The organism is Parenemella sanctibonifatiensis (genome assembly GCF_002250565.1).
GTDB classification, from domain to species: Bacteria; Actinomycetota; Actinomycetes; order Propionibacteriales; family Propionibacteriaceae; genus Parenemella; species Parenemella sanctibonifatiensis.
In genome coordinates this window covers 614,960-636,247 of the sequence record NZ_NMVJ01000006.1, presented here as the reverse complement: position 1 = coordinate 636,247, position 21,288 = coordinate 614,960, and the positions used below count along the sequence as shown (strand labels likewise).

Sequence of the window (21,288 nt, the reverse complement as noted above, 5' to 3'; positions counted from 1 at the left end):
GATGTTCTACGACGACGACGCCGACCTGAGCGTGATCCAGGGGCGCAGCGTCGCCGTCATCGGCTTCGGCAGCCAGGGCCACGCGCACGCGCTGTCGCTGCGTGACTCGGGTGTCGACGTTCGCGTCGGACTCGCCGAGGGCAGCAAGAGCCGTCAGCGTGCCATCGACGAAGGCCTGCGGGTGCTCACCCCGGCCGAGGCGGCCCAGGAGGCCGACGTCATCATGCTGCTGGTGCCCGACCAGGTCGCCCGCCACGTGTACACCGAGTCGATCGAGCCGCACCTGGAGGAGGGCGACGCGCTCTTCTTCGCCCACGGGTTCAACATCCGCTACGACTTCATCAAGCCCCCGGCCAATGTCGACGTGGTCATGGTCGCCCCCAAGGGCCCCGGCCACCTGGTGCGTCGTGAGTACAGCGAGGGCCGCGGCGTCCCGGTGATCATCGCGGTGGAGCAGGACGCGACCGGCAAGGCCTGGGATCTGGGCCTGGCGTACGCCAAGGGCATCGGCGGTCTGCGTGCCGGCGGCATCAAGACCACCTTCACCGAAGAGACCGAGACCGACCTGTTCGGCGAGCAGGCCGTGCTCTGTGGCGGCATGTCCGCGCTGGTGCAGGCCGGTTTCGAGACCCTGGTCGATGCCGGCTACCAGCCCGAGATCGCCTACTTCGAGTGCCTGCACGAGCTCAAGCTGATCGTCGACCTGATGTACGAGGGCGGCATCGCCAAGCAGCGCTGGTCCATCTCGGACACCGCCGAGTACGGCGACTACGTGTCGGGCCCCCGCGTCATCGACTCGGCCGTGCGGGAGACCATGAAGGGTGTCCTGTCCGACATCCAGGACGGCACCTTCGCCAAGCGTTTCATCGACGACCAGGACGCCGGCGCACCGGAGTTCAAGAACTTCCGTGCGGAGGCCGAGAAGCACCCGATCGAGGCGACCGGCAAGAAGCTGCGCGGTCTGATGGCGTGGGTCAAGTCGCATGACGACGACTACGTGGAGGGCACCGCTGCCCGCTGATCCGGTCCCGGATCACAGGAGTAACAGCACATCAGCATTCAGGCCCGGAGAGGAGGGACGCCATCATGGTTCCCCCTTCCTCCGGGCCTACTGCTGTCTCGGTGGCACCGCCGGCGGGGGGACTGACCCCGCTGGCGGTGCTCTTCGGCGCGTTTCTGGGTGGTCTCATCGCGGTTCAGGCGCGCGTGAACGGCCAGCTCGGCCGCGAGTTCGACAACCCGATGGCGGCTGCGGCGTGCTCGCTGCTGATCGGCGGCATCCTGGCCGGTCTGGTGGCACTGGCCACCAGCCGCGGTCGGCATGCGATGAGCACCATTGCCACCGCGATCCGGCACGGCACTTCGCCGCGGTGGTACTTCCTCGGAGGTCTGTTCGGCTGTGTCGCGGTGTCCTCCCAGTCGCTGTCGGCCTTGCCCCTGGGACTGACGCTCTACACGGTCGGACTGGTCGCCGGCCAACTCGTCGGCGGGTATGCCGTGGACCGCTCCCGGCTGGCACTGTCTCCCACGCCACCGTCACGGACCCGGCTGCTGGGCGCCGGATTGGCGTTGGTGGCAGTGGTGTTGCCGACGTTGGCGCTGAAACCCAGCCTGACCTTGTGGATCTTGCTCATCATCCCCCTGGCCGGCGGTCTGTCCTCGACGGTGCAGCAGGCGCTCAACGGGAGGGTTGCGAAACTGTCAGGGCACCCGCTGGCGGCGACCTCACTGAACTCGAGCCTCGGAGGAGTGCTGGTCGGCGGGATCACCGCGATCGGCCTGCTCACCGGCGACAACCTGAACCTCGATGTCAACCCGTGGCTGTTCCTGGGCGGTGTGATCGGCATCGTCTACATCGCCGGGTCCGCGGCGCTGGCGCCACGGCTGGGCATCCTCATCCTGATGGTCTCCAGCATTGCCGGGCAGGTGGTGGTCTCCCTGCTGCTCGACGTTTTCCTGCCGGCCGACCGCGCCCTGTCATGGCTGTCGGTGGTCGGCGCCGTGCTGGTCGTCATCGCCACCGTCGTGGTGGCCCGGCCGGCTCCGGCGGTGCGGGTCCGGGACAACTGAGGACGGGTCCGGGCAACAAAAAACCCACGGGTACGCCCGGTTGGCGGGCGCACCCGTGGGTGAGAACACTCAGCTGCAGGTGAGGACGAGCTCAATCTCGACCTCACCGGCGCCAGCGGCGCTGAGGCGGCTGGCGGTACCGGTGATGGTGTAGGTGCCGTTGGACTCGCTGACCTTCAGGTCGCCGCCACCGGACTCGGTGGAGTAGCTGATGACCTCAGCCTCAGACGGCACCAGGGCGAGGCTCTCGACGGTCGTGCCGTTGATGGTGGCCAACAGCGCGCGGGTGTCATTGGCGTCCTGGGTGGAGTACGCCAGCGTGACCTCCTCACCGCTGGGCAGGCAACTGCCCTTCACGCCGCTGAAGTCGATCGACTCACCGTCGATGGTGATCTGCGGTGCGCCCGACTCGCCGCCGCCGCTGGGGGCGCCACTGGTCTCCGGGGCGTCAGTCGTCTCCGGAGCATCGCTGGTTTCGGGGGCATCGCTGGTTTCGGGGGCCTGCGTGGCGGGCGGGGCCTCAGTGGTGGTCCCTCCTTCGGCGCCGCCACCGACGAGGTCCTCGATGGCAGAGCAACCGGTCAGGGTGAGGGCGAGCACCGCGGCACCCGCAAGGGCACGGCGGGCGGAGCGGGACAGGATGGAGCGATTCATGGGATTCCTTCGGTGTCAAAGTATGGGCCGGCGAGTGATGCGGTCGAAGGCCCATGGATCAGGAGGGCCGAACGACCGGAGGCCGAGCCAGAACAGATCGTAGCTGTTCGGCGGATGACCCGCGGGAATGGACGACAGCATCGCCATGCCTGGTTCCCGCCAGTTGCGTCAGCTCAGGGCAGCCGGGTTGCCAACACGATCAGGCAGTCCTCGGCGATGCGGACCTCGGCGGCAACACAGCCAGGATTTTCCAGCAGCCCCGAGCGCAGCCCGTGCCGGCCGTCGAACTGTCCGAAGTCGTCGATGGCCAGCATCCCGCCTGGCACCAGGGATTCGATGAGTTCAGGCTGCGGCAGCTGGGCCGCGATCGCGGCATCCATGGCCAACAGCCCGAACGGGCCACGCGGGCGTACGTCCTCCCAGTCGCCGTGCATCACCTCGATGCGGTCATCGGCGAAGACCGCACTGGCGACCTCCGCCAAGGCATCGTCGGCCTCGACCGTCAGCACCGTGACCGCATCGGTCGCGCCGTGTCGCAGCCAGGCTGCTCCCACCCCTGACCCGGTGCCGATCTCGGCAATGGGTGCGGTGCAGGCAGCTGCCAGTACCGCGAGGAATCGACCGGTTTCCGACCGTGTGGTTTCGATGTAACCGGACGACAGCGCCGCACTGAGCGCCTTGCTGACCAGGGGTGGGAGGTCCATCGCTCAGCTGACGGCTGCGGCGAGCGCGTCGCCGACCTGGGCAGTGGAGCGCTTGGTGTGGCCACGCCCGGCGATGTCGGCGGCGACCGCCTCAGAAATGCGGGCTGCCCGCGCATCCTCTCCCAGATGCTGCAGCAGCAAGGAGGCCGACAGGATCGCTGCGGTCGGATCCGCCAGCTGCTGCCCGGCGATGTCGGGGGCCGAGCCGTGCACCGGCTCGAACATCGAGGGATGGGTGCGGTCCGGGTTGATGTTGCCGCTGGCAGCCAGACCAATACCGCCGGTCACCGCAGCTGCCAGGTCGGTGATGATGTCGCCGAACAGGTTGTCGGTGACGATGACGTCAAACCGGGCGGGGTCGGTGGCCATGAAGATGGTGGCAGCGTCGACGTGCAGATAGTCGGTGGTGACCTGCGGGTATTCCGCAGCGACCGCTTCGAAGCGGTTGCGCCACAGGCCGCCGGCGTTGACCAGCACATTGTGCTTGTGGACCAGGGTCAACTTGTTGCGGCGCTGGGTGGCCCGCTCGAAGGCATCCCGGATCACGCGTTCGACACCGAAGGCAGTGTTGACGCTGACCTCGGTGGCGATCTCCTGCGGCGTACCGGCACGGACCACGCCGCCGTTGCCGCAGTAGAGCCCCTCGGTGCCCTCGCGTACCACCACGAAGTCGATCTCACGACCGCCCACGACCGCCTCGGACAGCGGTGTCGGGACGCCGGGGTAGAGGATGCTCGGCCGCAGATTGACGTAGTGGTCGAAGGCGAAGCGAAGCTTCAGCAACAGGCCCCGCTCGAGCAGGCCCGAGGGGATGTCGGTGGCTCCGGGAGCGGCACCGATGGCGCCGAACAGGATCGCGTCGGCGGTGTCGAGCTCCGCCATCACCGAATCGGGCAGCACCTCGCCGGTACGCTGCCAGCGCTCGGCCCCGAGGTCGTAGTCGACTCGTTCGTACGCGTCGGCACCCCACGCGGCGTCGAGCACCTTGAGGGCTTCGGTCACCACCTCGGGGCCGATGCCGTCGCCGCCGATGACGGCGATGGTGGGCTTGCCGGGGGCAGCAGTGTTCTGCTCGTTGGTAGTCACGCGGGTGAGCGTAGTGGCGCATCGGGGCCACGCCGGAATGTCTCACGATGCCAACTCACCCTGATGAGTGGGGCGGAATCCTCCGCGCGGCACTGCGCCGCGCTGTTAGATTTGCGTTCATGTCCTTGATGTTCGAGTTGCGCCGCAACGACAACCCGGTCAGCCCCCAGCAGCGTGAGCAGGTGCTCGCCAAGCCCGGCTTCGGTCAGTACTTCACCGACCACATGGCGGTAGCGACCTGGATTGCGTCGGACGGCTGGCACGACTCCGGCATCGTGGCGCGCGCCCCGTTCAGCCTGGACCCCGCCGCCGCGGTGCTGCACTACGCCCAGGAGGTCTTCGAGGGTCTCAAGGCGTACCGCTGGGAGGATGGCTCGATCTGGCTGTTCCGTCCCGAGCAGAACGCCCGCCGGATGGCGGCATCCGCGCATCGGCTGGCGCTGCCGGAACTGCCCGAGGAGGACTTTCTGGCCAGCATCGAGGAGTTGGTCCGGGTTGACCAGGAATGGGTGCCGGCCGGTGGTGAGTCCTCGCTGTACCTGCGGCCCTTCATGTTCGCGACCGAGGTCTTCCTCGGGGTGCGGGCTGCCCGCCAGGTCCAGTACTGCTGCATCGCGTCACCGGCCGGGGCGTACTTCCCGCGCGGTGTCGAGCCGGTCGACATCTGGATCTCGACCGATTACACCCGCGCTGCTCCCGGTGGCACCGGTGAGGCCAAGTGCGGCGGCAACTACGCCGCCTCGTTGCTTCCGCAGCAGGAAGCCGCCGAGAACGACTGCAGCCAGGTGCTCTTCCTCGACACCGTCGAGCGACGCTGGGTCGACGAACTGGGGGGCATGAATGTGTACGCCGTCACCAACTCCAATGAACTCATCACCCCGCCGCTGGGCACCATCCTGGAAGGCGTCACCCGCAAGTCGATCCTGACGCTGGCCGACGAGATGGGATTGTCGGTCAAGGAACAGCCGATCGACGTCAGGCAGATGCTCGACGGTGTCGCGAGCGGTGGTATCGCCGAGATGTTCGCCTGCGGCACCGCGGCAGTGGTCAACCCGATCGGCAGTTTCAAGTCACCCGAGGGGCACTGGCAGGTCAACGGCGGCGCATCCGGAGAGGTCACGATGGAGATCCGGCGCCGACTGATGGACATCCAGTACGGCCGCGCGGAGGACAACCACGGCTGGATGCATCGCATCCTGTGAGTCTCAGACCCTGAACCTGGACTCTGCCCCGGTCCGGGCGCAGCAGACTGGTGCGACAGGCCGATTCTCTCGTTGACCGGAGGAACTCGATGGTGACCACCCCGCACGCGCCGGAGGTTTTCCACATCTATGACACCACCCTGCGTGATGGTGCACAGCAGGAAGGCCTGCGGCTGAGTGTGGCGGACAAGCTGCGCATGGCTGGCTGTCTGGACCGGCTCGGGGTGACGTTCATCGAGGGTGGTTGGCCCGGCGCCAACCCGTCTGACACTGAGTTCTTCCAGCGGGCCCGCACCGAACTGGACCTCCAGCACGCCACCTTGGCTGCCTTCGGCTCGACCCGCCGCGCCGGTGCGACCGCGGCGACCGACCCGCAGGTGCAGGCTCTGGTCGACTCCGAGGCCCCGGTGGTCTGCCTGGTGGCCAAGAGCCACGACCGCCACGTCACCGACGCGTTGAAGACGACGCTGGAGGAAAACCTGGCGATGGTGACCGACACCGTCAGCCATCTGGTCGAGCAGGGCAGGCGAGTCTTCGTCGACTGCGAACACTTCTTTGACGGCTACCGGGCCAACCCGGCGTACGCCCTGGAGGTGGTTCGTGCGGCCGCCGAGGCCGGAGCCGAGGTCGTGGTGCTGTGCGACACCAACGGCGGCATGCTGCCGGAGGACATGGGCGAGATCGTCAGCGCCGTCGGTGAGGTCGGTGTGGGGCTGGGGATCCACTGCCACAACGACTCCGGCTGTGCAGTCGCGAACTCGCTGGCCGCGGTGTCGGCCGGCGTGATGCACGTGCAGGGCACCGTCAACGGCTACGGCGAGCGGACCGGAAACGCTGACCTGGTCTCGGTGCTGGCCAACATGCAGCTCAAGTACGGCTGGGACCTGGTGCCCGATTCCTGCTTGGCGGATGCCACGGCCGTGTGCCACGAGATCGCTGAGATCACCAACGTCCAGTTGCCGGGCCGACAGCCCTACGTGGGTAGTTCCGCCTTTGCCCACAAAGCCGGGCTGCACGCCTCGGCCATCAAGGTGGACGCGAACATGTATCAGCACATCGAGCCCGAGCTGGTCGGCAACTCGATGCGCATGCTCATCAGTGACATGGCCGGTCGGGCCAACATCCAGCTCAAGGGCGCCGAGCTCGGTTTCGACCTGTCCGACCGAGAAGTCGCCGCGCGGATCACCACCACGGTGAAGCAACGCGAATCGGTCGGCTACTCCTATGAGGCTTCTGATGCCAGCTTCGAGTTGTTGCTGCGTGACGAGCTCGGGGTGCTCGAACTGCCCTTCCACATCCTCGACTGGGATGTCGCGGTCCGCGCCGGACGGGACGGAAAGGACAGCACTTCGGCGTCGGTCACGGTGTCGGTGGCCGGCCAGGAAGCCAGTGCCGATGCCAGCGGCAATGGGCCGGTCAACGCGTTGGACCATGCGCTGCGGACGGTGCTGGAGCCGATGCTGCCGCGGGTGGGCGACTTCGAACTCACCGACTATCGGGTGCGGATCCTCGAACAGGGCCACGGCACCGATGCCACCGTGCGGGTGCTGATCGACACCACCGACGGGCCGCACGCGTGGACCACCGTCGGGGTGGGGGAGAACGTCATTGAGGCGAGCTGGGAAGCGTTGGCCGATGCGTACGCCTTCGGCCTGATCCGCCACGCCTGATCAGCGGACTGGCGTTGCCGCGCCTGAGGCTCGTCCGGGCCTTGGCTACCATGCAGCCATGGCTGACGCGGCGCAGATGAGAATTGGACATGCCGAGCGGGACCGCGTGGTCGAGGTCCTGCAGAAGGCGGCCGCCGAGGGGCGGATCACGATGGAGGAACAGGCGGAACGCGTCGAGAAGGCGTTGGCGGCCAAGGTCTACGCTGACCTGGACCCGCTGGTGGCCGACCTGCCCGTGCCACCTCCCTCGGCGATGCAGGAACCGCGTACCCGGACGGCACAGCTCTCCCCGCTGACCGAGCCTGGTTATTCCCTTGATGATCCACTGGTCATCCGCGCCGGCTGGGACAGCGAGAAGCGTGACGGTGTCTGGACCCTGCCGCCCTTTCTGCGCCTGGACGGCGGGATGGGCGAGATCAAACTCAACTGCCTGCGTGCCCAAGCGTCGGCTGACGTCATCGATCTGGAGGTGGAGGGCGTGATGGGCAGTATCACCATCGTCGTCCCTGAGGGGTGGGCCGCCAACCTCGACCGCCTCAACAAGTCATGGGGATCGGTCACCAACAAGGCCGCCCACACCCCGCAACCGGGCTGCCCGATCCTGGTGGCCCACGGCAAGATGGGGATGGGTAGCTTCACGATCCGCGGCGCCGGCTGGTTCGAGCGCAACGCCCTCGCCAAGGCACTCAAGGAATCAGGCGACGCGCCTCACCAGCTCGAAGCCTGAGTGTCCTCGGCGCTCAGCCGTCCACCCAGATCGTGCCCAGCTTGGTTGGTGACGCGGCCCCAGCGGTGAGTTCGCGTACCTGACTCACCAATGCCGCCTCTTGGTTGGTGGCCAGTTCCAACACTGCCTGCTCACCGTGGCGTACGCCGAGCACCTCGACCTCGCCCGCGCGCAGGGCCGACTCCACCCGGCCCGCGTCTGCGTGGGAGAGCTGGAGTTCGTAATGACCGACCTCATGTCTGGTCACCAACGACGCGCTGGCCAGCGCCTGCTGGACGGCCTCAGCGTACGCCCGCACCAGCCCGCCGGTGCCCAGCTTGGTGCCGCCGAACCACCGCACCACGACCGCCGCGACATCGCTGAGCCCCTGCCCCCGCAACACCTCCAGCATCGGCTTGCCTGCGGTGCCGCTTGGTTCGCCGTCGTCGTTGGACCGCTCCGTGCTCGGCTCCGGCCCCAGGATGAAGGCGCTGCAGTGGTGCCGGGCATCCCGGTGGGTAACCCGCAGTTGCTCGATCATGGCGCGGGCGGCCGGTTCGTCCGGCACCCGGCGTACGACGGCCAGGAAGCGGGATCGGCGTACCTCGGTCTCCGCGACGGACCGGGTGCCGAGGGCGAGGGTGCGGTAGCTGCGGCTCGGGTCGGGTTGCGACTGGTCGGAATGCATGGATGGCCTCCCTCCTGGATTCCACCATCGTGGCAGCGACCAGCCCTCAGCAGGGATCGGTCCGCCGGTCGACCGCCGCTAGGATCGCCACATGCGCATCGCTCGAGTCGCCAGCGGGGACCAGCCCCGATACGCCGTCATCGAGTTGGCGGAGGACAACGGGGACCATCCCGAGACCGCCAGCTTCCTGACCGGGGACCCGGCCGCCGGCCAGGTGCAGTACACCGGGGAACGGGTGCCGCTGACTGAGGTGCGACTGCTCGCACCGGTGATCCCACGCTCCAAGGTGCTCGGGGTGGGCCGCAACTACGCCGCCCACGCCACTGAGATGGGCAACGAAGTGCCGGCCGAGCCGTTGGTCTTCTTCAAGCCCAACACCTCGGTGATCGGTCCTGGTGAGGCCGTGGTCCGACCCGCCGGCAGCACCGAACTCAGCTTCGAGGGCGAGTTGGCCGTGGTGATCGGTCGGGTCTGCAAACAGGTCCCGGCCGAACGGGTGCCCGAGGTGATCCTGGGCTACACGATCGCCAACGACATCACTGCCCGCGACTGGCAGGCATCCGACAGCCAGTGGAGCCGCGCCAAGGGTGCGGACACGTTCTGCCCGCTTGGGCCCTACCTCATCACCCATCTCAGCGTCGAGGAGGCCAGCAACCTCGACATCACGACGACGGTGAACGGCGAGGTGCGGCAGCAGGGCAACACCCGTGACATGGTCCGTTCGATCGTCGACCAGATCGTGTGGATCAGCCAATGGACCACCCTGCTGCCCGGTGATGTCATCCTCACCGGCACTCCGGCCGGCGTCGGCCCGATCGGACCTGGCGACGAGTGCAGCATCACCGTGACCGGTCTGGGCACCCTCACCAATCCGTTCGTGGGGGACAGCCCAGTCGATGGCTGATCGCATTCCAGACGTCGCGTCCCCCAATCTGGGGGGCGGCTTCACGGACCTGTTGGGCGACACCGCTGCCGACCGGGTGCGGCTGTTGGTGGGCGGCATCCTCGGACTGGCCGGCTATTTCGTTGTCCTGACCGTGGTCCCGAGTGTCGTGCTGGGACTCGGGTATGCCCTCACCGGCGGCGGTGAGGACTACGCCGCCTGGTCCGAGCGCGCAGCCAATTACGAGATCGTCACCGGCATGCTCGCCAGCCACTTGGCGTTGGCGCTGCTGGTGCCGCTGTGTCTGCTCTTCGTGCGGTACTGGTACCGCCGTGACCCGCGCTGGGCGGTCTCGGTACATCCGGGTGTGCGGTGGCGTTACCTGATCGTCGCGACCGTGGTCGCGCTGGTCGTGATGAACCTGGTCAACTTCGCGGTGATGTACGCCGACGGCCAACAGATCCAGATCGCCCCCGCGCCGGGCTGGTGGGCTTTCGTGATCGTGCTCATCCTCGTCACGCCGTTCCAGGCGGCCGGCGAGGAGTTCGTCTTCCGTGGCTTCCTGCTCCAGTCGATGGCCGGCGGCGTGGGGGACAAGTGGATCGCGGCGGTGCTGTCCTCACTGATCTTCGCGCTGCTGCACGGCAGCCAGAACGTCTGGCTGCTGCTGGACCGGTTCGCCTTCGGCATGCTGGCGGCCACTCTGGTGATCATCACCGGCGGGCTCGAGGCTGCCATCGCTGCCCACGTCGCCAACAACTGGTCGGCCTTCGGCTGGGCGATCGCTGGCGGCACCATGTCCGACCTGCGGGGCCTGTCCGAACTCAGCGCCCAGGACGCCATGGCCGACATCGCGATGTTCGGTGCGGTCGGGCTTGCGGTGTTGCTGGTGGCGCGGGCGTACAAACTCACCGCGAGAGTGGATGCTCATGCGCTCCGCGCCACCGCAGCGACGCCGGGGCTGTCGAAGCGGCGGGCTGGCTGAGCTCAATTTGTGTTGAGCGCCGCTGACCCACTAATGTTACGTGCCGTTGCCCCGCCGTGAATTTCGGTTCGAGGCGGGCTCTGTGGGGTATGGTGTAATTGGCAACACGGCTGATTCTGGTTCAGTTGTTCTAGGTTCGAGTCCTAGTACCCCAGCGGGAAATGTTGCAGCAGCGTCAACCAAGTTGGTAAACTGTAACGGTTGTCCTCAGGTCGCTGAGGATCCCACCTGGCCCCGTTGTGTAGCGGCCTAGCACGCCGCCCTCTCAAGGCGGTAGCGCGGGTTCGAATCCCGTCGGGGCTACAACTCCGAAAACCCCCATTCCGTGGGGGTTTTCGGCATTTCTGGGGGAGTGGGCTCGACGTCGAGCAGCGTGGCGTACGCAGCAGATCGCAAGCGGGTACACGTGAAGCCCGCGTTGGACCGACCTGCGGCAGAACCTCAGGATGCTGTAGTTGTGCAGGTCAGATCGGGGATCCTGCCTGCACAACTACAGCATCCAGGTGTTGTGCACGTGGGGAACGGGCGTACGCCTCAGCTGTCGCCGCCCGAGCGGCGCAGCACCTCTGACAGGCGGTCGGCCGCGGCCATCACGGCGGGGGCGTGGGCCCGGCCGGGCTGGCGGGTGAGACGTTCGATCGGGCCGGAGACACTGACGGCGGCCAGGACTTTGCCCGAGGGTGAGCGCACCGGCGAGGACACCGACGCGACGCCCGCCTCGCGTTCGCCGACCGACTGGGCCCAGCCGCGTCGGCGTACATTGGCCAAGGCGACCGCTGAGAAGGTGGAACCGTCCAAGCCGCGTTGCATCCGCTCGGGGTCCTCCCAGGCCAGCAGCACCTGAGCGGCCGAGCCGGCGGTCATCGTCAGCTGGCTGCCGACCGGCACGGTGTCGCGCAGCCCCGAGGCGCGCTCGGCCGCGGCGATGCAGATGCGATGATCGCCCTGACGGCGGAAGAGTTGGGCGGATTCGCCGGTGATGTCGCGCAGTCGCGCCAGGACGGGCCCGGCGGTGGCGAGCAGGCGGTCCTCGCCGGCGGCGCTGGCCAGCTCGGCCAGTCGGGGGCCGAGCACGAAGCGGCCCTGGATGTCACGGCCAACCAGGCGGTGGTGTTCCAGCGCGACGGCCAGCCGGTGCGCGGTGGGTCGGGCCAGACCCGTCGAGGTGACCAGTCCGGCCAAGGTCGTCGGGCCGGTCTCGAGGGCTGACAGCACCAGCGCAGCCTTGTCGAGGACACCCACGCCGCTCGAAGATTCGTCCATACTGTAAGATTGCCGTCTCAGGCTTTGATATGCAAGTGCATGATCGCTCTGTTCAGCGAATTTGGGAGGGAATTGTGACCGCTCCAGCAGGTCCGAACGACACCGCGCAGTCGCCGCGGACGCTCAGCGACAAGATCTGGGACGACCACGTCGTACGCCAGGCACAGGGGGAGCCGGATCTCCTCTACATCGACCTGCACCTCGTGCACGAGGTCACCAGCCCGCAGGCCTTCGACGGGCTGCGGCAGGCCGGTCGTCCGGTACGTCGTCCGGACCGGACTCTGGCGACAGAGGATCACAACATCCCGACCCTGAACATCGACCAGCCGATCGCCGATCCGGTGTCGCGGTTGCAGGTCGACACCTTGCGCAAGAACGCCAAGGAGTTCGGTGTCCCGATCCACTCGCTGGGCGACCCGGACCAAGGCGTGGTGCACATCATCGGCCCGCAGCTGGGCCTCACCCAGCCCGGCGCCACCATCGTGTGCGGCGACTCCCACACCTCCACCCATGGCGCGTTCGGTGCGCTGGCCTTCGGTATCGGCACCTCCGAGGTGGAGCACGTTCTGGCGACCCAGACGCTGCCGCAGAGCCGCCCCAAGACCATGGCCGTCAACATCAACGGCGACCTGCCCGAGGGGGTCACCCCCAAGGACGTTGTGCTCGCCCTGATCAGCAAGGTCGGCACCGGCGGCGGCGCCGGGCACATCGTCGAGTATCGCGGCAGCACCATCGAGAACATGTCGATGGAGGGCCGGATGACGATCTGCAACATGTCGATCGAGTGGGGCGCCAAGGCCGGCATGGTTGCTCCCGACGAGAAGACGTTCGCCTACATCGAGGGCCGTCCCCATGCGCCCCGCGGCGCCGACTGGGACGAGGCGGTGGCCTACTGGAAGACCCTGCGCACCGATGAGGGCGCACGCTTCGACCTCGAGGTCGATCTGGATGCGTCCGAGCTGAGCCCGTTCGTGACCTGGGGCACCAACCCCGGCCAGGGTGTGCCGCTGGCCGGTTCGGTGCCGCACCCCGAGGACTTCGGTGACGACTCGGAGAAGTCAGCTGCCGAGCGGGCGCTGACCTACATGGATCTCGAGGCCGGTACGCCGATGCGCGAGATCGCTGTGGACACCGTCTTCCTCGGCTCCTGCACCAACGGCCGCATCGAGGACCTGCGGTTGGCCGCCAGCGTGCTCGAGGGTCGCACCGTCGCCGACGGCGTACGGATGCTGGTGGTGCCCGGTTCGGCACGAGTCCGCATCGAGGCCGAGGCCGAGGGCCTGCACACGGTCTTCCTCAATGCCGGCGCCGAATGGCGTGGCGCCGGCTGCTCCATGTGTCTGGGCATGAACCCCGACCAGCTCAGCCCCGGCGAGCGGGCCGCCTCGACCTCCAACCGTAACTTCGAAGGCCGGCAGGGCAAGGGTGGGCGTACCCACCTGGTTTCCCCGTCGGTGGCGGCTGCGACAGCCGTCCGCGGCACGCTGTCCGCGCCGTCCGATCTGGGCCCGGCCGGCCCTGCCACGCCGCGCCAGCCCGGATCGCCCACGCTCTTCCCGACCGCGCCCGCCAAGGAGGCCTCCTGATGGAGAAGTTCGAGACCCACACCGGCACCGGTGTGCCGCTGCGTCGCAGCAACGTCGACACCGACCAGATCATCCCCGCCGTCTACCTCAAGCGGGTCACCCGGACCGGTTTCGAGGACGGCCTGTTCGCGGCCTGGCGCAATGACCCGACCTTCGTGCTGAATCAGGAGGCGTACGCCCAGGGCTCGGTGCTGGTCCCCGGACCCGACTTCGGCACCGGTTCCTCCCGCGAACACGCGGTCTGGGCGTTGCAGAACTACGGCTTCAAGGTCGTCATCGGCTCCCGCTTCGGTGACATCTTCCGCGGCAACGCCGGCAAGGCCGGGCTGTTGGTGGCCGTGGTCCCCCAGGAAGTGGTGGAGCAGCTGTGGAAGCGCCTCGAGGCCGAACCCGGCACGGCGATCAGCGTCGACCTGGTGGAGCGGCAGATCACCTGCGGTGACCTGGTCACCCCCTTCGAGATCGACGACTACACCCGCTGGCGGCTGCTGGAAGGACTCGACGACATCGGCCTGACACTGCGCAATGAGCAGTCAATCACCGACTTCGAGGCGACCCGACCGGGCTTCAAGCCGGTCACCACGGCTCCCTGACTGACAGCCGCAGTTCGGCACCACACGCCGCAGCAACGCGAAAACGCGGGCCCCGACCGGGGCCCGCGTTTTGCGCTGGGGAAGTGTGAGGGTGCTCTCCGCTCAAGCGGGATTCACTTGGTGGGCAGCTTCTTCTCGCCGGAGACGTACGCCTTGAGCAGCGAACCTGCGCTGAACTTCGGGTAGTCGACTGCCTTGGACTGGCTCTGCTCGCCGGTGCGCGGGTTGCGCACGGTGCGCGGGCCGCGGTGGCCCTTGCTGAACGAGCCAAAGCCGGTGATCGTGACCTTCTCGCCGTCGACCACGGCGGCCGTGATGGTCTGGACCACGGCGTCGAGCGCGCGGCCAGCCTCGGCCTTGTTGCCGTCGTAGTGCTCGGCCAGTGCGGTGATCAGCTCTGCCTTGTTCACAACTTGCCTTTCGTTGGTGTTCCTCCTGGGGGGTCCGATGGGGCCCATCAGGGAGGGAGTACCGGTTGGTACTGCCTCCACGCTAGGGCGAAATTGGCTCCAGCAGGGGATTTTGGACGGTTTTTCCGGCGTGTCGTGTCGGATCGGGGCTGTGCTGCGGCACGAGATGTCGTTGACTGCCCTTAGTGTTAGGGCGTCGAAAGGAGCCCCATGTCGGCTGACACCACCTCTGCTTCCCGTCCCACGACGGTGCTGCTCGTGTGCGGCGGAGCGGCTGGTGAGCACTCCGTTTCGTGCTTGACGGCAGCCGGCGTGCTCGGCGCGATGGACCACGAGCGCTACCACGTGATCCCGGTCGGCATCACCACCGGCGGCAGCTGGCTGCGGCTGTCGATCGAGGAGGTGACGGCCTTCCGCGCCTCCGGCGATGAGCTGCCCAGCGTGGATGCGATCGCTCAGGGCCACGACGAAGCCTTGCTGCATCGTGACGGCGAGGACGTGCTGCTCGCGACCCGGCAGGGCTCGACGTTGGCGGATCCGGTGCGCATCGATGTCGCTTTTGCCCTGCTGCACGGGCCGATGGGGGAGGACGGCACGATCCAAGGCCTGTTCGAACTGATGCGGCTGCGGTACGTCGGGTGTGGCGTGATGGCCTCGGCGGTGGCGCTCGACAAGGACGCGACCCACCGGATGTTGCTCGGCGCCGGGCTGCCGATGGTGCCCTACACCGCGCTGAGCCAGGCGGACTGGACCGTGAGCCGGCGCAGCAGCTTGGACGCGATCGCCGCGCTGGGGCTGCCCGTGTTCGTCAAGCCGGCCCGCGGCGGCTCCAGTGTTGGCATCTCCAAGGTGAGTGTCGCCGAGGATCTGCCCGCGGCGCTGGACGAAGCATTCACCTGGGGTGCCAAGGTCATCGTCGAGCAGGGGCTGGAGAATGCGCGCGAGGTCGAGTGCGCCGTGCTCCAGGACCCACGACAGGGGCTTCGCACCGCATCGGTCGGCGAGATCGTCATGGAGGGGACGGAGTTCTACGACTTCACCACCAAGTACCTCGGCAACGGCAAGGCACGGATGCAGGTGCCAGCAGATCTCACCTCGGACCAGGCCGCCGAGATCGACCGGTTGGCTCGCCGCGCCTTCGTGGCGTTGGGCTGTGAGGGTCTGGCGCGGGTCGACTTCTTCCTCACCGAGAAGGGCCGGCTGTTGCTCAACGAGGTCAACACGATGCCCGGCTTCACCGAGTTCTCGATGTATCCCTACGCATGGGGGCAGTCGGGACTGGCGTACGCCGACCTGATCGACCTGCTCATCGAACAGGCGCTGCAGCGCGAGGCCGGACCTCGCTGAGCGGCATCACCCGCAGGGCCCAAGACCAGGAGGGCCCATCACACGCAGGGCCGCTGCTGGGGGATCGTCGTACTGATCGCCTCGGACAGGTCGGTCAGCACAGCCGCTTGGGGCTCATATGCCGACGGCACCGTGACCTGGATGCGCGGCGTACGGTCCAAGGTCGTGAAGCGGTAGGCACCATCGACCGGTTCGGCGTACCAGCCGATCCCATCGACCTCGTAGCACTCGCTGGTCGGGCCGAAACCGGGCGGATCCGCCACGCCGCAGGCCAGCAGCACTGCCGGATCGCCCCAAGCCACCGCAGACTCGGGCTGGTCGGTGGCACGCTGTGGCTGGCCGGCGACGACCGCGGGCGCGGCGGCGATCAGGTCTGCACAGGTCTGGACGCTGCCCGGATCTGGCGCCGGCGCCGTCACCGTGCACCCGGTCGCGAGGAGCATCACCCCTGCCGCCACCACGGCGAGCCGGGGCCTGCCGATCACAGCCGAACGACCGGACAGGTCACGTTGTTGGTGATGCCCGGCACCTGCTGCAACTGGCCGATGATGAGACGACCGAGCTCATCGATGGTGCCGGCCTCCACCTCGACGATCACGTCATAAGGGCCGGTGACAGTCTCAGCCTTGATGACGCCCGGCAGGGCGCGGACCGTCTCGGCGACCGCGGCGGCTTGGCCGACGGCGCACTGGACGAGGACGTACGAGTGCACGGACATGACACGCTCCTCAGCGACGACTGCGGAGCACGCTACCGTGTGAGCGGCGGGCCGGGGCCACCCGGCCAATCAGCCAGTCCCGGAGACGGGCCTGATGACGTGAGGCGGTTGGGCAAGATGGCGGCGGACCAGACCTTGGACCAGATCAGCGAGTTCGAGTTGATCGAGGCGATCACGGCGGGCCTGCCGCAGGCCGAGCCGGTACGCCTGGGCCCCGGCGACGACGCCGCCGTGGTGGATCTGCAGCAGGCAGTGGTGAGCACCGACATCGTGGTTGAGAACGTGCACTTCCGGCGCACCTGGTCCACCGCCGACGACGTCGGCCGCAAGGCCGCAGCGGTCAACATCGCCGATCTGGAAGCCATGGGTGCCACCCCACGCGCGCTGGTCGTCGCGCTGACGCTCCCCACGACGCTGAAGGTGTCCTGGGTGCTGGAACTGATGGCCGGCATCCAACGGGAGGCCGCCGAAGCGGGCGTGTCGGTGGTCGGCGGCGACCTCAGCTCCGGTGAGCAGATCGTCGTCGCCGTGACCGCGCTGGGCGACCTGGAGGGCCGGCTGCCCCTCACCCGGTCCGGCGCCCACGCCGGTGACGTGGTGGCGATTCGCGGTCGGCTCGGCTGGGCCGCGGCAGGGCTGGTGGTGCTGGGGCGTGGGTTCCGGTCCCCGCGCGCCGTCGTCGAGGCCCAGCGCGTGCCCCAAGTGCCCTACGGTGCCGGCCGCCAGGCTGCGATGGCCGGTGCGACCGCGATGGTCGACATCTCTGATGGTCTGATTGCTGACCTGGGACACATCGCGCGCGCGTCGGGCGTACGAATCGATGTTCGTACCGAACAGTTGCAGGTCCCGGATCCGTTGCAGGCGGTAGCGGCGGCCACCGGAAGTGACCCCTATCGGCTGGTGCTGACCGGGGGAGAGGACCATGCGCTGGCGGCCACGTTCGCAGCCGACCTGGTGCCCAATGACTGGACGGTCATCGGCTCGGTCACAGAAGGCGAGGCAGGCGTCAGTGTCGATGGCGCCGACTGGGACGAACCGGCCGGGCACGATCACTTCCACCAGCGCAGCTGAGCATTTTCAGGCGAACCGCTGAGGTTCGTCCGGCGTGTGAACGCCGGTGCTGGGGCGGTCGGGCGTAGGGTGACCATCATGGCGACCCGCGCGTCTTCCCCACCGCGGTCCACCTCTGGTTCGCGGTCGTCCGGAAGCAAGAAAACCACTCGTTCACCCCAGTCCCGATCGAAGGCGCCCAGCAAGGGCACTTCGAGCCGGCCGGCATCGGCCCGCAGCGGACGGGGCAGCGGTGGCACCCGAAAGCCGGCCGCAACCAGCCCCTCGATCGGCAGCTCGATCGGTCGCGGCTTGGCCGCGATGGGCCGCGGGACCGCGCACGCCTGCGGTGGCGCCATCCGCAGCGTCGGCCGCGGCACCGACCTCGAGCCCGAGCTGCGCCGCGACGGTCTGGGCCTGTTCCTGATCGGCTGCGCCATCGTGCTCGCCGCCGAGTTCTGGTTCGGGCTGCCCGAGCCGGTGGGTGGCTGGATCACCGTCGGTGTCACCAGCGTGGTGGGCCAGACCTTCGCGTACGCCGCCCCGGTGGTCTTCCTGGCTGCAGGCTGGCGCCTCATCTGCCATCCCGAACACAACGGACCGGCCGGTCGACAGTTCATCGGCTGGATCACGCTGTTGTTCGGTGTGCTCGGCCTGGTGAGCATCGCCAAGGGGCTGCCCCGTCCGGAGGACCCCGAACTGATGCGGGCCGCGGGCGGCGCGCTGGGATATGTCTCATCCAGCCTGCTGGCCGATCTGATGACGACCTGGGTGGCCGTGCCGCTGCTGGTGCTGTTGGCGTTCTTCGGTCTGGTCGTGGTGGTGGGGATTCCGCTGAACCAGATGCCGCAGCGACTGCGCGACTTCGGCCACAGCCTGCGCCACCATCCTGACGACGAGCTCGACTACGCCGATGACCCGGCGTACGACTCTGCCTTGGTGGGCGAGGACGACGAAGCCACCATCGCGGCCCCCCGACCCAAGCCGGGACGTACCCGAGGGCAGCGACGCCCGGACCCGATGGACAGCCCTGTCGACGCAGGCGCGGCGACCTCGGAGCTCTTCGACATCGAGCAACTGGAACGCGACCAGGCAACATTCGGCACCTCCAGCACGGCCGACGAGCCGGTCACCGCCGGTCTGCCGCCGGAGACGGCCGACCAGCCGGCCGCCAAGCCTTGGGACAAGGCTGCCGACCAGTCGACCAAGGCCGGCCCGTCCAGTACGCCGGAGGCTCCGCTGCACACGCCGATGCCGCAGCGCGTCGAGCAACTGCAACTGTCCGGTGACGTCTCCTACATGCTCCCCGATGCCGCCGAGCTCAAGCCCGGCAGCGTCCCCCAGCAGCGCACCGAGGCATCCGACAAGGTGGTGGAGGCGCTCAGCGGCGTGCTCGACCAGTTCGGGATCGACGCCCGGGTCACCGGCTACACCCGGGGTCCGACGGTCACCCGCTACGAGGTGGAACTCGGCCCGGCCGTCAAGGTTGAGAAGATCACCGCACTCAGCAAGAACATTGCCTATGCGGTCGCCTCGGCCGATGTACGGATCCTGTCGCCGATCCCGGGCAAGTCCGCGATCGGTATCGAGATCCCCAACCGCGACAAGGAAGTGGTCTCACTCGGTGACGTGCTGCGCTCCGCGCGCGCCCGCAACGACCAGCACCCGCTGACCGTTGGTCTGGGCAAGGACGTCGAGGGTGGATTCGTCGTTGCGAACATGGCGAAGATGCCGCACCTGCTGGTGGCCGGCGCCACCGGTTCGGGCAAGTCCAGCTTCATCAACTCCCTCATCACCTCGGTGCTGATGCGGGCCACGCCCGATGAGGTACGCATGATGATGGTCGACCCGAAGCGGGTCGAGCTGAACGCCTACGAGGGCATCCCGCACCTGGTGACGCCGATCATCACCAGCCCGAAGAAGGCCGCCGAGGCACTGGAATGGGTCGTCAAGGAGATGGACCTGCGCTACGACGACCTCGCGGCGTACGGCTTCAAGCACGTCAACGACTTCAACAAGGCAGTGCGCGGCGGCCAGGTGCAGCCGTTGGAGGGCTCCGAACGGGAACTCAAGCCCTACCCGTACCTGCTGGTGATCATCGACGAGCTCGCCGACCTGATGATGGTCGCCCCGCGGGATGTCGAGGATTCGGTGGTGCGGATCACTCAGCTGGCTCGTGCCGCGGGCATTCACCTGGTGCTCGCGACCCAGCGGCCCTCCGCCGATGTGGTGACCGGTCTCATCAAGGCCAACGTGCCCAGCCGACTGGCCTTTGCGACCTCGTCGCTGACCGACTCCCGGGTCATTCTCGACCAGGGCGGCGCCGAGAAGCTGGTGGGTCAGGGTGATGGTTTGTTCCTGCCGATGGGGGAGTCCAAGCCGATTCGTTTCCAGGGCTCCTGGGTCACCGAGAACGAGATCCGCAGCGTCGTCTCCCACGTCACCGAGCAGTTGCAGCCGCAGTACAACGAGGAGGTTCTGACCACGGCCGCCGCCACCAAGGCCGTCGCCGAGGACATTGGCGATGATCTGGAGCTGGTGCTGGAAGCCGTGCAGTTGGTCGTCAACATGCAGCTTGGGTCGACGTCCATGCTGCAGCGCAAGCTGCGGGTCGGTTTCGCCAAGGCGGGACGACTGATGGACATCCTGGAGACCCGCGGCATCGTGGGGCCCTCGGAGGGTTCCAAGGCCCGTGAGGTGCTGGTCAAGCCGGACGACCTCGATGAGGTGCTGGCGAACATCTCTCAGGGCTGAGGCGTCTCGCTCAGCCGATCAGGACGGCGTACGGACTGTCCGGCTCCAGCTCCACCAGGCTGCGATAACGGGTGCCGCTCAGTCCGATGGCGATGTGTTCACCCAGTCGCGGTCCGGTGGCCACAGCAGCGCGCTCGTACGCCGCGAGTGCCGCGGCTGCCGGCCAGTCGGTCGGCAGCAGCTCGGTGGGCAGTTGGGGATCGAAGCGATGCAGTCGGACTCGACGCAGGGTCAGGTCGTAGATCTCGTTGAGGATGGCGACGCCGGTCGTCGAGGACTGGATGATCGCCTCGGCGGCGGCAGCGAGTGACAGGTAATCCTTCGCGAAGGACGCCAGGTCCCAGGCCGCGGCCGCCACCTGACGGGCGTCCTCGAGCGAATACCTCACCCAGCCGGTCACGATCAGGCCGACCTCGGCGACCTCGTCCATCAGATCGGTCAGCGCTGCGGACTTGTCCACCGGGCTGACCAGAACGCCCGGGCGGACCATGCCGTAGAGGTGAGCGAAAGCGCGGTGGCGCAACCGCTCCCGGACCGGACGGTGGACCTCGGCGACGTCATAGGTGATCTGGTGCAGCAGGCCGTCCCAGGCGTCCTCGGCTTGCTCGCCGTCGCGGATCTGTCGGAAGCTGGTCTCCATGGCGCCGTGCAGCCGATACTGGCCGACCCGCCCATGACGCTCCACCGTGAGATGTCCCTGCTCGACCATGCGATGCAGCTGTGACTTGGCACTCTGCCGGTTGACGCCGAGTTGGTCCATCCAGCCGAGCAACAGCGGACCCGGCAAGGCGGTCGCGGTGGCGCAACCGAACAGAAACGGAACCCGCGCGTACGCCGATGTGAAAACCGCCTCAGCCACGTGGGCAGTCTAACGAGCGATTGCGTACAACTCGAACTCATCGGGGCGCCGTGGGAGAAT

General features: G+C 67.8%; 21 protein-coding genes and 2 tRNA genes. 14 read left to right on the top strand and 9 right to left on the bottom strand.

The features are described 5' to 3' along the window. Position 1: 1 nt before the first annotated feature. Positions 2 to 1,021 (top strand): ketol-acid reductoisomerase, encoded by a 1,020-nt coding sequence (gene ilvC / locus CGZ91_RS07520; protein WP_094449711.1) that lies wholly within the window; start codon positions 2 to 4, stop codon positions 1,019 to 1,021. Between the two features lie 101 nt (positions 1,022 to 1,122). Further along, positions 1,123 to 2,070: a DMT family transporter gene (locus tag CGZ91_RS07515; RefSeq protein ID WP_179229265.1), complete on the top strand. Its 948-nt coding sequence runs from the start codon at positions 1,123 to 1,125 to the stop codon at positions 2,068 to 2,070. 69 nt (positions 2,071 to 2,139) lie between these two features. Here the strand turns inward: CGZ91_RS07515 and CGZ91_RS07510 are convergent, their stop codons facing one another. From CGZ91_RS07510 to CGZ91_RS07500, 3 genes are all read right to left on the bottom strand, one after another. Next, entirely contained in the window at positions 2,140 to 2,724 is a 585-nt protein-coding gene (locus tag CGZ91_RS07510) for a lipoprotein LpqH (protein WP_094453864.1), read from the bottom strand. Positions 2,725 to 2,897: 173 nt separating this feature from the next. Then, complete coding sequence (locus CGZ91_RS07505) at positions 2,898 to 3,428, bottom strand: O-methyltransferase (protein ID WP_094453862.1); 531 nt, start codon at positions 3,426 to 3,428, stop codon at positions 2,898 to 2,900. A gap of 3 nt (positions 3,429 to 3,431) precedes the next feature. Continuing rightward, complete coding sequence (locus CGZ91_RS07500) at positions 3,432 to 4,514, bottom strand: 3-isopropylmalate dehydrogenase (protein ID WP_094453860.1); 1,083 nt, start codon at positions 4,512 to 4,514, stop codon at positions 3,432 to 3,434. A gap of 119 nt (positions 4,515 to 4,633) precedes the next feature. Here CGZ91_RS07500 and CGZ91_RS07495 point away from each other — a divergent pair, with 119 nt between their 5' ends. From CGZ91_RS07495 to CGZ91_RS07485, 3 genes are all read left to right on the top strand, one after another. Further along, positions 4,634 to 5,716 (top strand): branched-chain amino acid aminotransferase, encoded by a 1,083-nt coding sequence (locus tag CGZ91_RS07495; RefSeq protein WP_094453858.1) that lies wholly within the window; start codon positions 4,634 to 4,636, stop codon positions 5,714 to 5,716. An 89-nt stretch (positions 5,717 to 5,805) separates the two neighbouring features. Next, on the top strand, positions 5,806 to 7,386 hold the full coding sequence (gene cimA, locus CGZ91_RS07490; protein ID WP_094453856.1) for a citramalate synthase: 1,581 nt from the start codon (positions 5,806 to 5,808) through the stop codon (positions 7,384 to 7,386). A 58-nt stretch (positions 7,387 to 7,444) separates the two neighbouring features. Beyond that, on the top strand, positions 7,445 to 8,113 hold the full coding sequence (locus tag CGZ91_RS07485; RefSeq protein ID WP_094453854.1) for a DUF1707 SHOCT-like domain-containing protein: 669 nt from the start codon (positions 7,445 to 7,447) through the stop codon (positions 8,111 to 8,113). 13 nt (positions 8,114 to 8,126) lie between these two features. On the opposite strand, the gene CGZ91_RS07480 is transcribed toward CGZ91_RS07485, so the two are convergent. Further along, positions 8,127 to 8,780, bottom strand: coding sequence for an IMPACT family protein (locus CGZ91_RS07480; RefSeq protein WP_094453852.1), 654 nt, complete (start codon positions 8,778 to 8,780; stop codon positions 8,127 to 8,129). 91 nt (positions 8,781 to 8,871) lie between these two features. Between CGZ91_RS07480 and CGZ91_RS07475 the strand changes: the two genes are divergently transcribed. The 4 genes from CGZ91_RS07475 (at position 8,872) to CGZ91_RS07460 (ending at position 10,951) form a co-directional block, all read left to right on the top strand. Further along, the gene (locus tag CGZ91_RS07475) at positions 8,872 to 9,684 is read left to right on the top strand and encodes a fumarylacetoacetate hydrolase family protein (RefSeq protein ID WP_094453850.1); all 813 of its coding nucleotides are present in this window, start codon (positions 8,872 to 8,874) and stop codon (positions 9,682 to 9,684) included. Continuing rightward, entirely contained in the window at positions 9,677 to 10,648 is a 972-nt protein-coding gene (locus CGZ91_RS07470) for a CPBP family intramembrane glutamic endopeptidase (protein WP_094453848.1), read from the top strand. Before CGZ91_RS07475 ends, CGZ91_RS07470 begins: the two co-directional genes overlap by 8 nt. A gap of 83 nt (positions 10,649 to 10,731) precedes the next feature. Beyond that, a tRNA-Gln gene (locus CGZ91_RS07465) sits at positions 10,732 to 10,803 on the top strand. 75 nt (positions 10,804 to 10,878) lie between these two features. Continuing rightward, positions 10,879 to 10,951: transfer RNA gene (locus tag CGZ91_RS07460), tRNA-Glu, on the top strand. 231 nt (positions 10,952 to 11,182) lie between these two features. Here the strand turns inward: CGZ91_RS07460 and CGZ91_RS07455 are convergent. Further along, positions 11,183 to 11,911: an IclR family transcriptional regulator gene (locus tag CGZ91_RS07455; protein ID WP_094449722.1), complete on the bottom strand. Its 729-nt coding sequence runs from the start codon at positions 11,909 to 11,911 to the stop codon at positions 11,183 to 11,185. 74 nt (positions 11,912 to 11,985) lie between these two features. Here CGZ91_RS07455 and leuC point away from each other — a divergent pair, with 74 nt between their 5' ends. Together leuC and leuD are read left to right on the top strand one after the other, a co-directional pair. After that, positions 11,986 to 13,497, top strand: a complete 1,512-nt coding sequence (gene leuC / locus CGZ91_RS07450; protein ID WP_229116484.1) for a 3-isopropylmalate dehydratase large subunit — start codon at positions 11,986 to 11,988, stop codon at positions 13,495 to 13,497. After that, the gene (gene leuD, locus CGZ91_RS07445) at positions 13,497 to 14,090 is read left to right on the top strand and encodes a 3-isopropylmalate dehydratase small subunit (RefSeq protein WP_094453844.1); all 594 of its coding nucleotides are present in this window, start codon (positions 13,497 to 13,499) and stop codon (positions 14,088 to 14,090) included. Before leuC ends, leuD begins: the two co-directional genes overlap by 1 nt. A gap of 113 nt (positions 14,091 to 14,203) precedes the next feature. Here leuD and CGZ91_RS07440 read toward each other — a convergent pair whose 3' ends face one another. Continuing rightward, on the bottom strand, positions 14,204 to 14,500 hold the full coding sequence (locus tag CGZ91_RS07440) for an HU family DNA-binding protein (protein WP_094449725.1): 297 nt from the start codon (positions 14,498 to 14,500) through the stop codon (positions 14,204 to 14,206). Positions 14,501 to 14,710: 210 nt separating this feature from the next. Between CGZ91_RS07440 and CGZ91_RS07435 the strand changes: the two genes are divergently transcribed. After that, complete coding sequence (locus CGZ91_RS07435; RefSeq protein ID WP_094453842.1) at positions 14,711 to 15,847, top strand: D-alanine--D-alanine ligase family protein; 1,137 nt, start codon at positions 14,711 to 14,713, stop codon at positions 15,845 to 15,847. Between the two features lie 38 nt (positions 15,848 to 15,885). On the opposite strand, the gene CGZ91_RS07430 is transcribed toward CGZ91_RS07435, so the two are convergent. Together CGZ91_RS07430 and CGZ91_RS07425 are read right to left on the bottom strand one after the other, a co-directional pair. After that, on the bottom strand, positions 15,886 to 16,290 hold the full coding sequence (locus CGZ91_RS07430) for a DUF3515 domain-containing protein (RefSeq protein WP_144276830.1): 405 nt from the start codon (positions 16,288 to 16,290) through the stop codon (positions 15,886 to 15,888). Positions 16,291 to 16,328: 38 nt separating this feature from the next. Beyond that, complete coding sequence (locus CGZ91_RS07425) at positions 16,329 to 16,565, bottom strand: Lrp/AsnC family transcriptional regulator (protein WP_094449728.1); 237 nt, start codon at positions 16,563 to 16,565, stop codon at positions 16,329 to 16,331. Positions 16,566 to 16,682: 117 nt separating this feature from the next. Here CGZ91_RS07425 and CGZ91_RS07420 point away from each other — a divergent pair, with 117 nt between their 5' ends. Next, a complete protein-coding gene (locus CGZ91_RS07420; protein WP_094453838.1) occupies positions 16,683 to 17,636 on the top strand; it encodes a thiamine-phosphate kinase in 954 nt (317 codons plus the stop codon). A 78-nt stretch (positions 17,637 to 17,714) separates the two neighbouring features. Continuing rightward, positions 17,715 to 20,369, top strand: a complete 2,655-nt coding sequence (locus CGZ91_RS07415) for an FtsK/SpoIIIE family DNA translocase (protein ID WP_094454156.1) — start codon at positions 17,715 to 17,717, stop codon at positions 20,367 to 20,369. Positions 20,370 to 20,379: 10 nt separating this feature from the next. Here CGZ91_RS07415 and CGZ91_RS07410 read toward each other — a convergent pair whose 3' ends face one another. After that, positions 20,380 to 21,228, bottom strand: coding sequence for a PaaX family transcriptional regulator C-terminal domain-containing protein (locus tag CGZ91_RS07410; protein WP_094453836.1), 849 nt, complete (start codon positions 21,226 to 21,228; stop codon positions 20,380 to 20,382). Positions 21,229 to 21,288 lie beyond the last annotated feature (60 nt).

What these genes read in the sequence shown, in the direction of transcription:
- cimA (WP_094453856.1), top strand. Translation starts at nt 5,806, where the DNA reads ATGGTGACCACCCCGCACGCGCCGGAGGTTTTCCACATCTATGACACC.
- CGZ91_RS07505 (WP_094453862.1), bottom strand. Translation starts at nt 3,428, where the DNA reads ATGGACCTCCCACCCCTGGTCAGCAAGGCGCTCAGTGCGGCGCTGTCG.
- CGZ91_RS07470 (WP_094453848.1), top strand. Translation starts at nt 9,677, where the DNA reads ATGGCTGATCGCATTCCAGACGTCGCGTCCCCCAATCTGGGGGGCGGC.
- CGZ91_RS07415 (WP_094454156.1), top strand. Translation starts at nt 17,715, where the DNA reads ATGGCGACCCGCGCGTCTTCCCCACCGCGGTCCACCTCTGGTTCGCGG.
- CGZ91_RS07495 (WP_094453858.1), top strand. Translation starts at nt 4,634, where the DNA reads ATGTCCTTGATGTTCGAGTTGCGCCGCAACGACAACCCGGTCAGCCCC.
- CGZ91_RS07475 (WP_094453850.1), top strand. Translation starts at nt 8,872, where the DNA reads ATGCGCATCGCTCGAGTCGCCAGCGGGGACCAGCCCCGATACGCCGTC.
- CGZ91_RS07425 (WP_094449728.1), bottom strand. Translation starts at nt 16,565, where the DNA reads ATGTCCGTGCACTCGTACGTCCTCGTCCAGTGCGCCGTCGGCCAAGCC.
- CGZ91_RS07510 (WP_094453864.1), bottom strand. Translation starts at nt 2,724, where the DNA reads ATGAATCGCTCCATCCTGTCCCGCTCCGCCCGCCGTGCCCTTGCGGGT.
- CGZ91_RS07420 (WP_094453838.1), top strand. Translation starts at nt 16,683, where the DNA reads ATGGCGGCGGACCAGACCTTGGACCAGATCAGCGAGTTCGAGTTGATC.
- CGZ91_RS07480 (WP_094453852.1), bottom strand. Translation starts at nt 8,780, where the DNA reads ATGCATTCCGACCAGTCGCAACCCGACCCGAGCCGCAGCTACCGCACC.
- CGZ91_RS07485 (WP_094453854.1), top strand. Translation starts at nt 7,445, where the DNA reads ATGGCTGACGCGGCGCAGATGAGAATTGGACATGCCGAGCGGGACCGC.
- CGZ91_RS07455 (WP_094449722.1), bottom strand. Translation starts at nt 11,911, where the DNA reads ATGGACGAATCTTCGAGCGGCGTGGGTGTCCTCGACAAGGCTGCGCTG.
- ilvC (WP_094449711.1), top strand. Translation starts at nt 2, where the DNA reads ATGTTCTACGACGACGACGCCGACCTGAGCGTGATCCAGGGGCGCAGC.
- leuD (WP_094453844.1), top strand. Translation starts at nt 13,497, where the DNA reads ATGGAGAAGTTCGAGACCCACACCGGCACCGGTGTGCCGCTGCGTCGC.
- CGZ91_RS07435 (WP_094453842.1), top strand. Translation starts at nt 14,711, where the DNA reads ATGTCGGCTGACACCACCTCTGCTTCCCGTCCCACGACGGTGCTGCTC.
- CGZ91_RS07430 (WP_144276830.1), bottom strand. Translation starts at nt 16,290, where the DNA reads ATGCTCCTCGCGACCGGGTGCACGGTGACGGCGCCGGCGCCAGATCCG.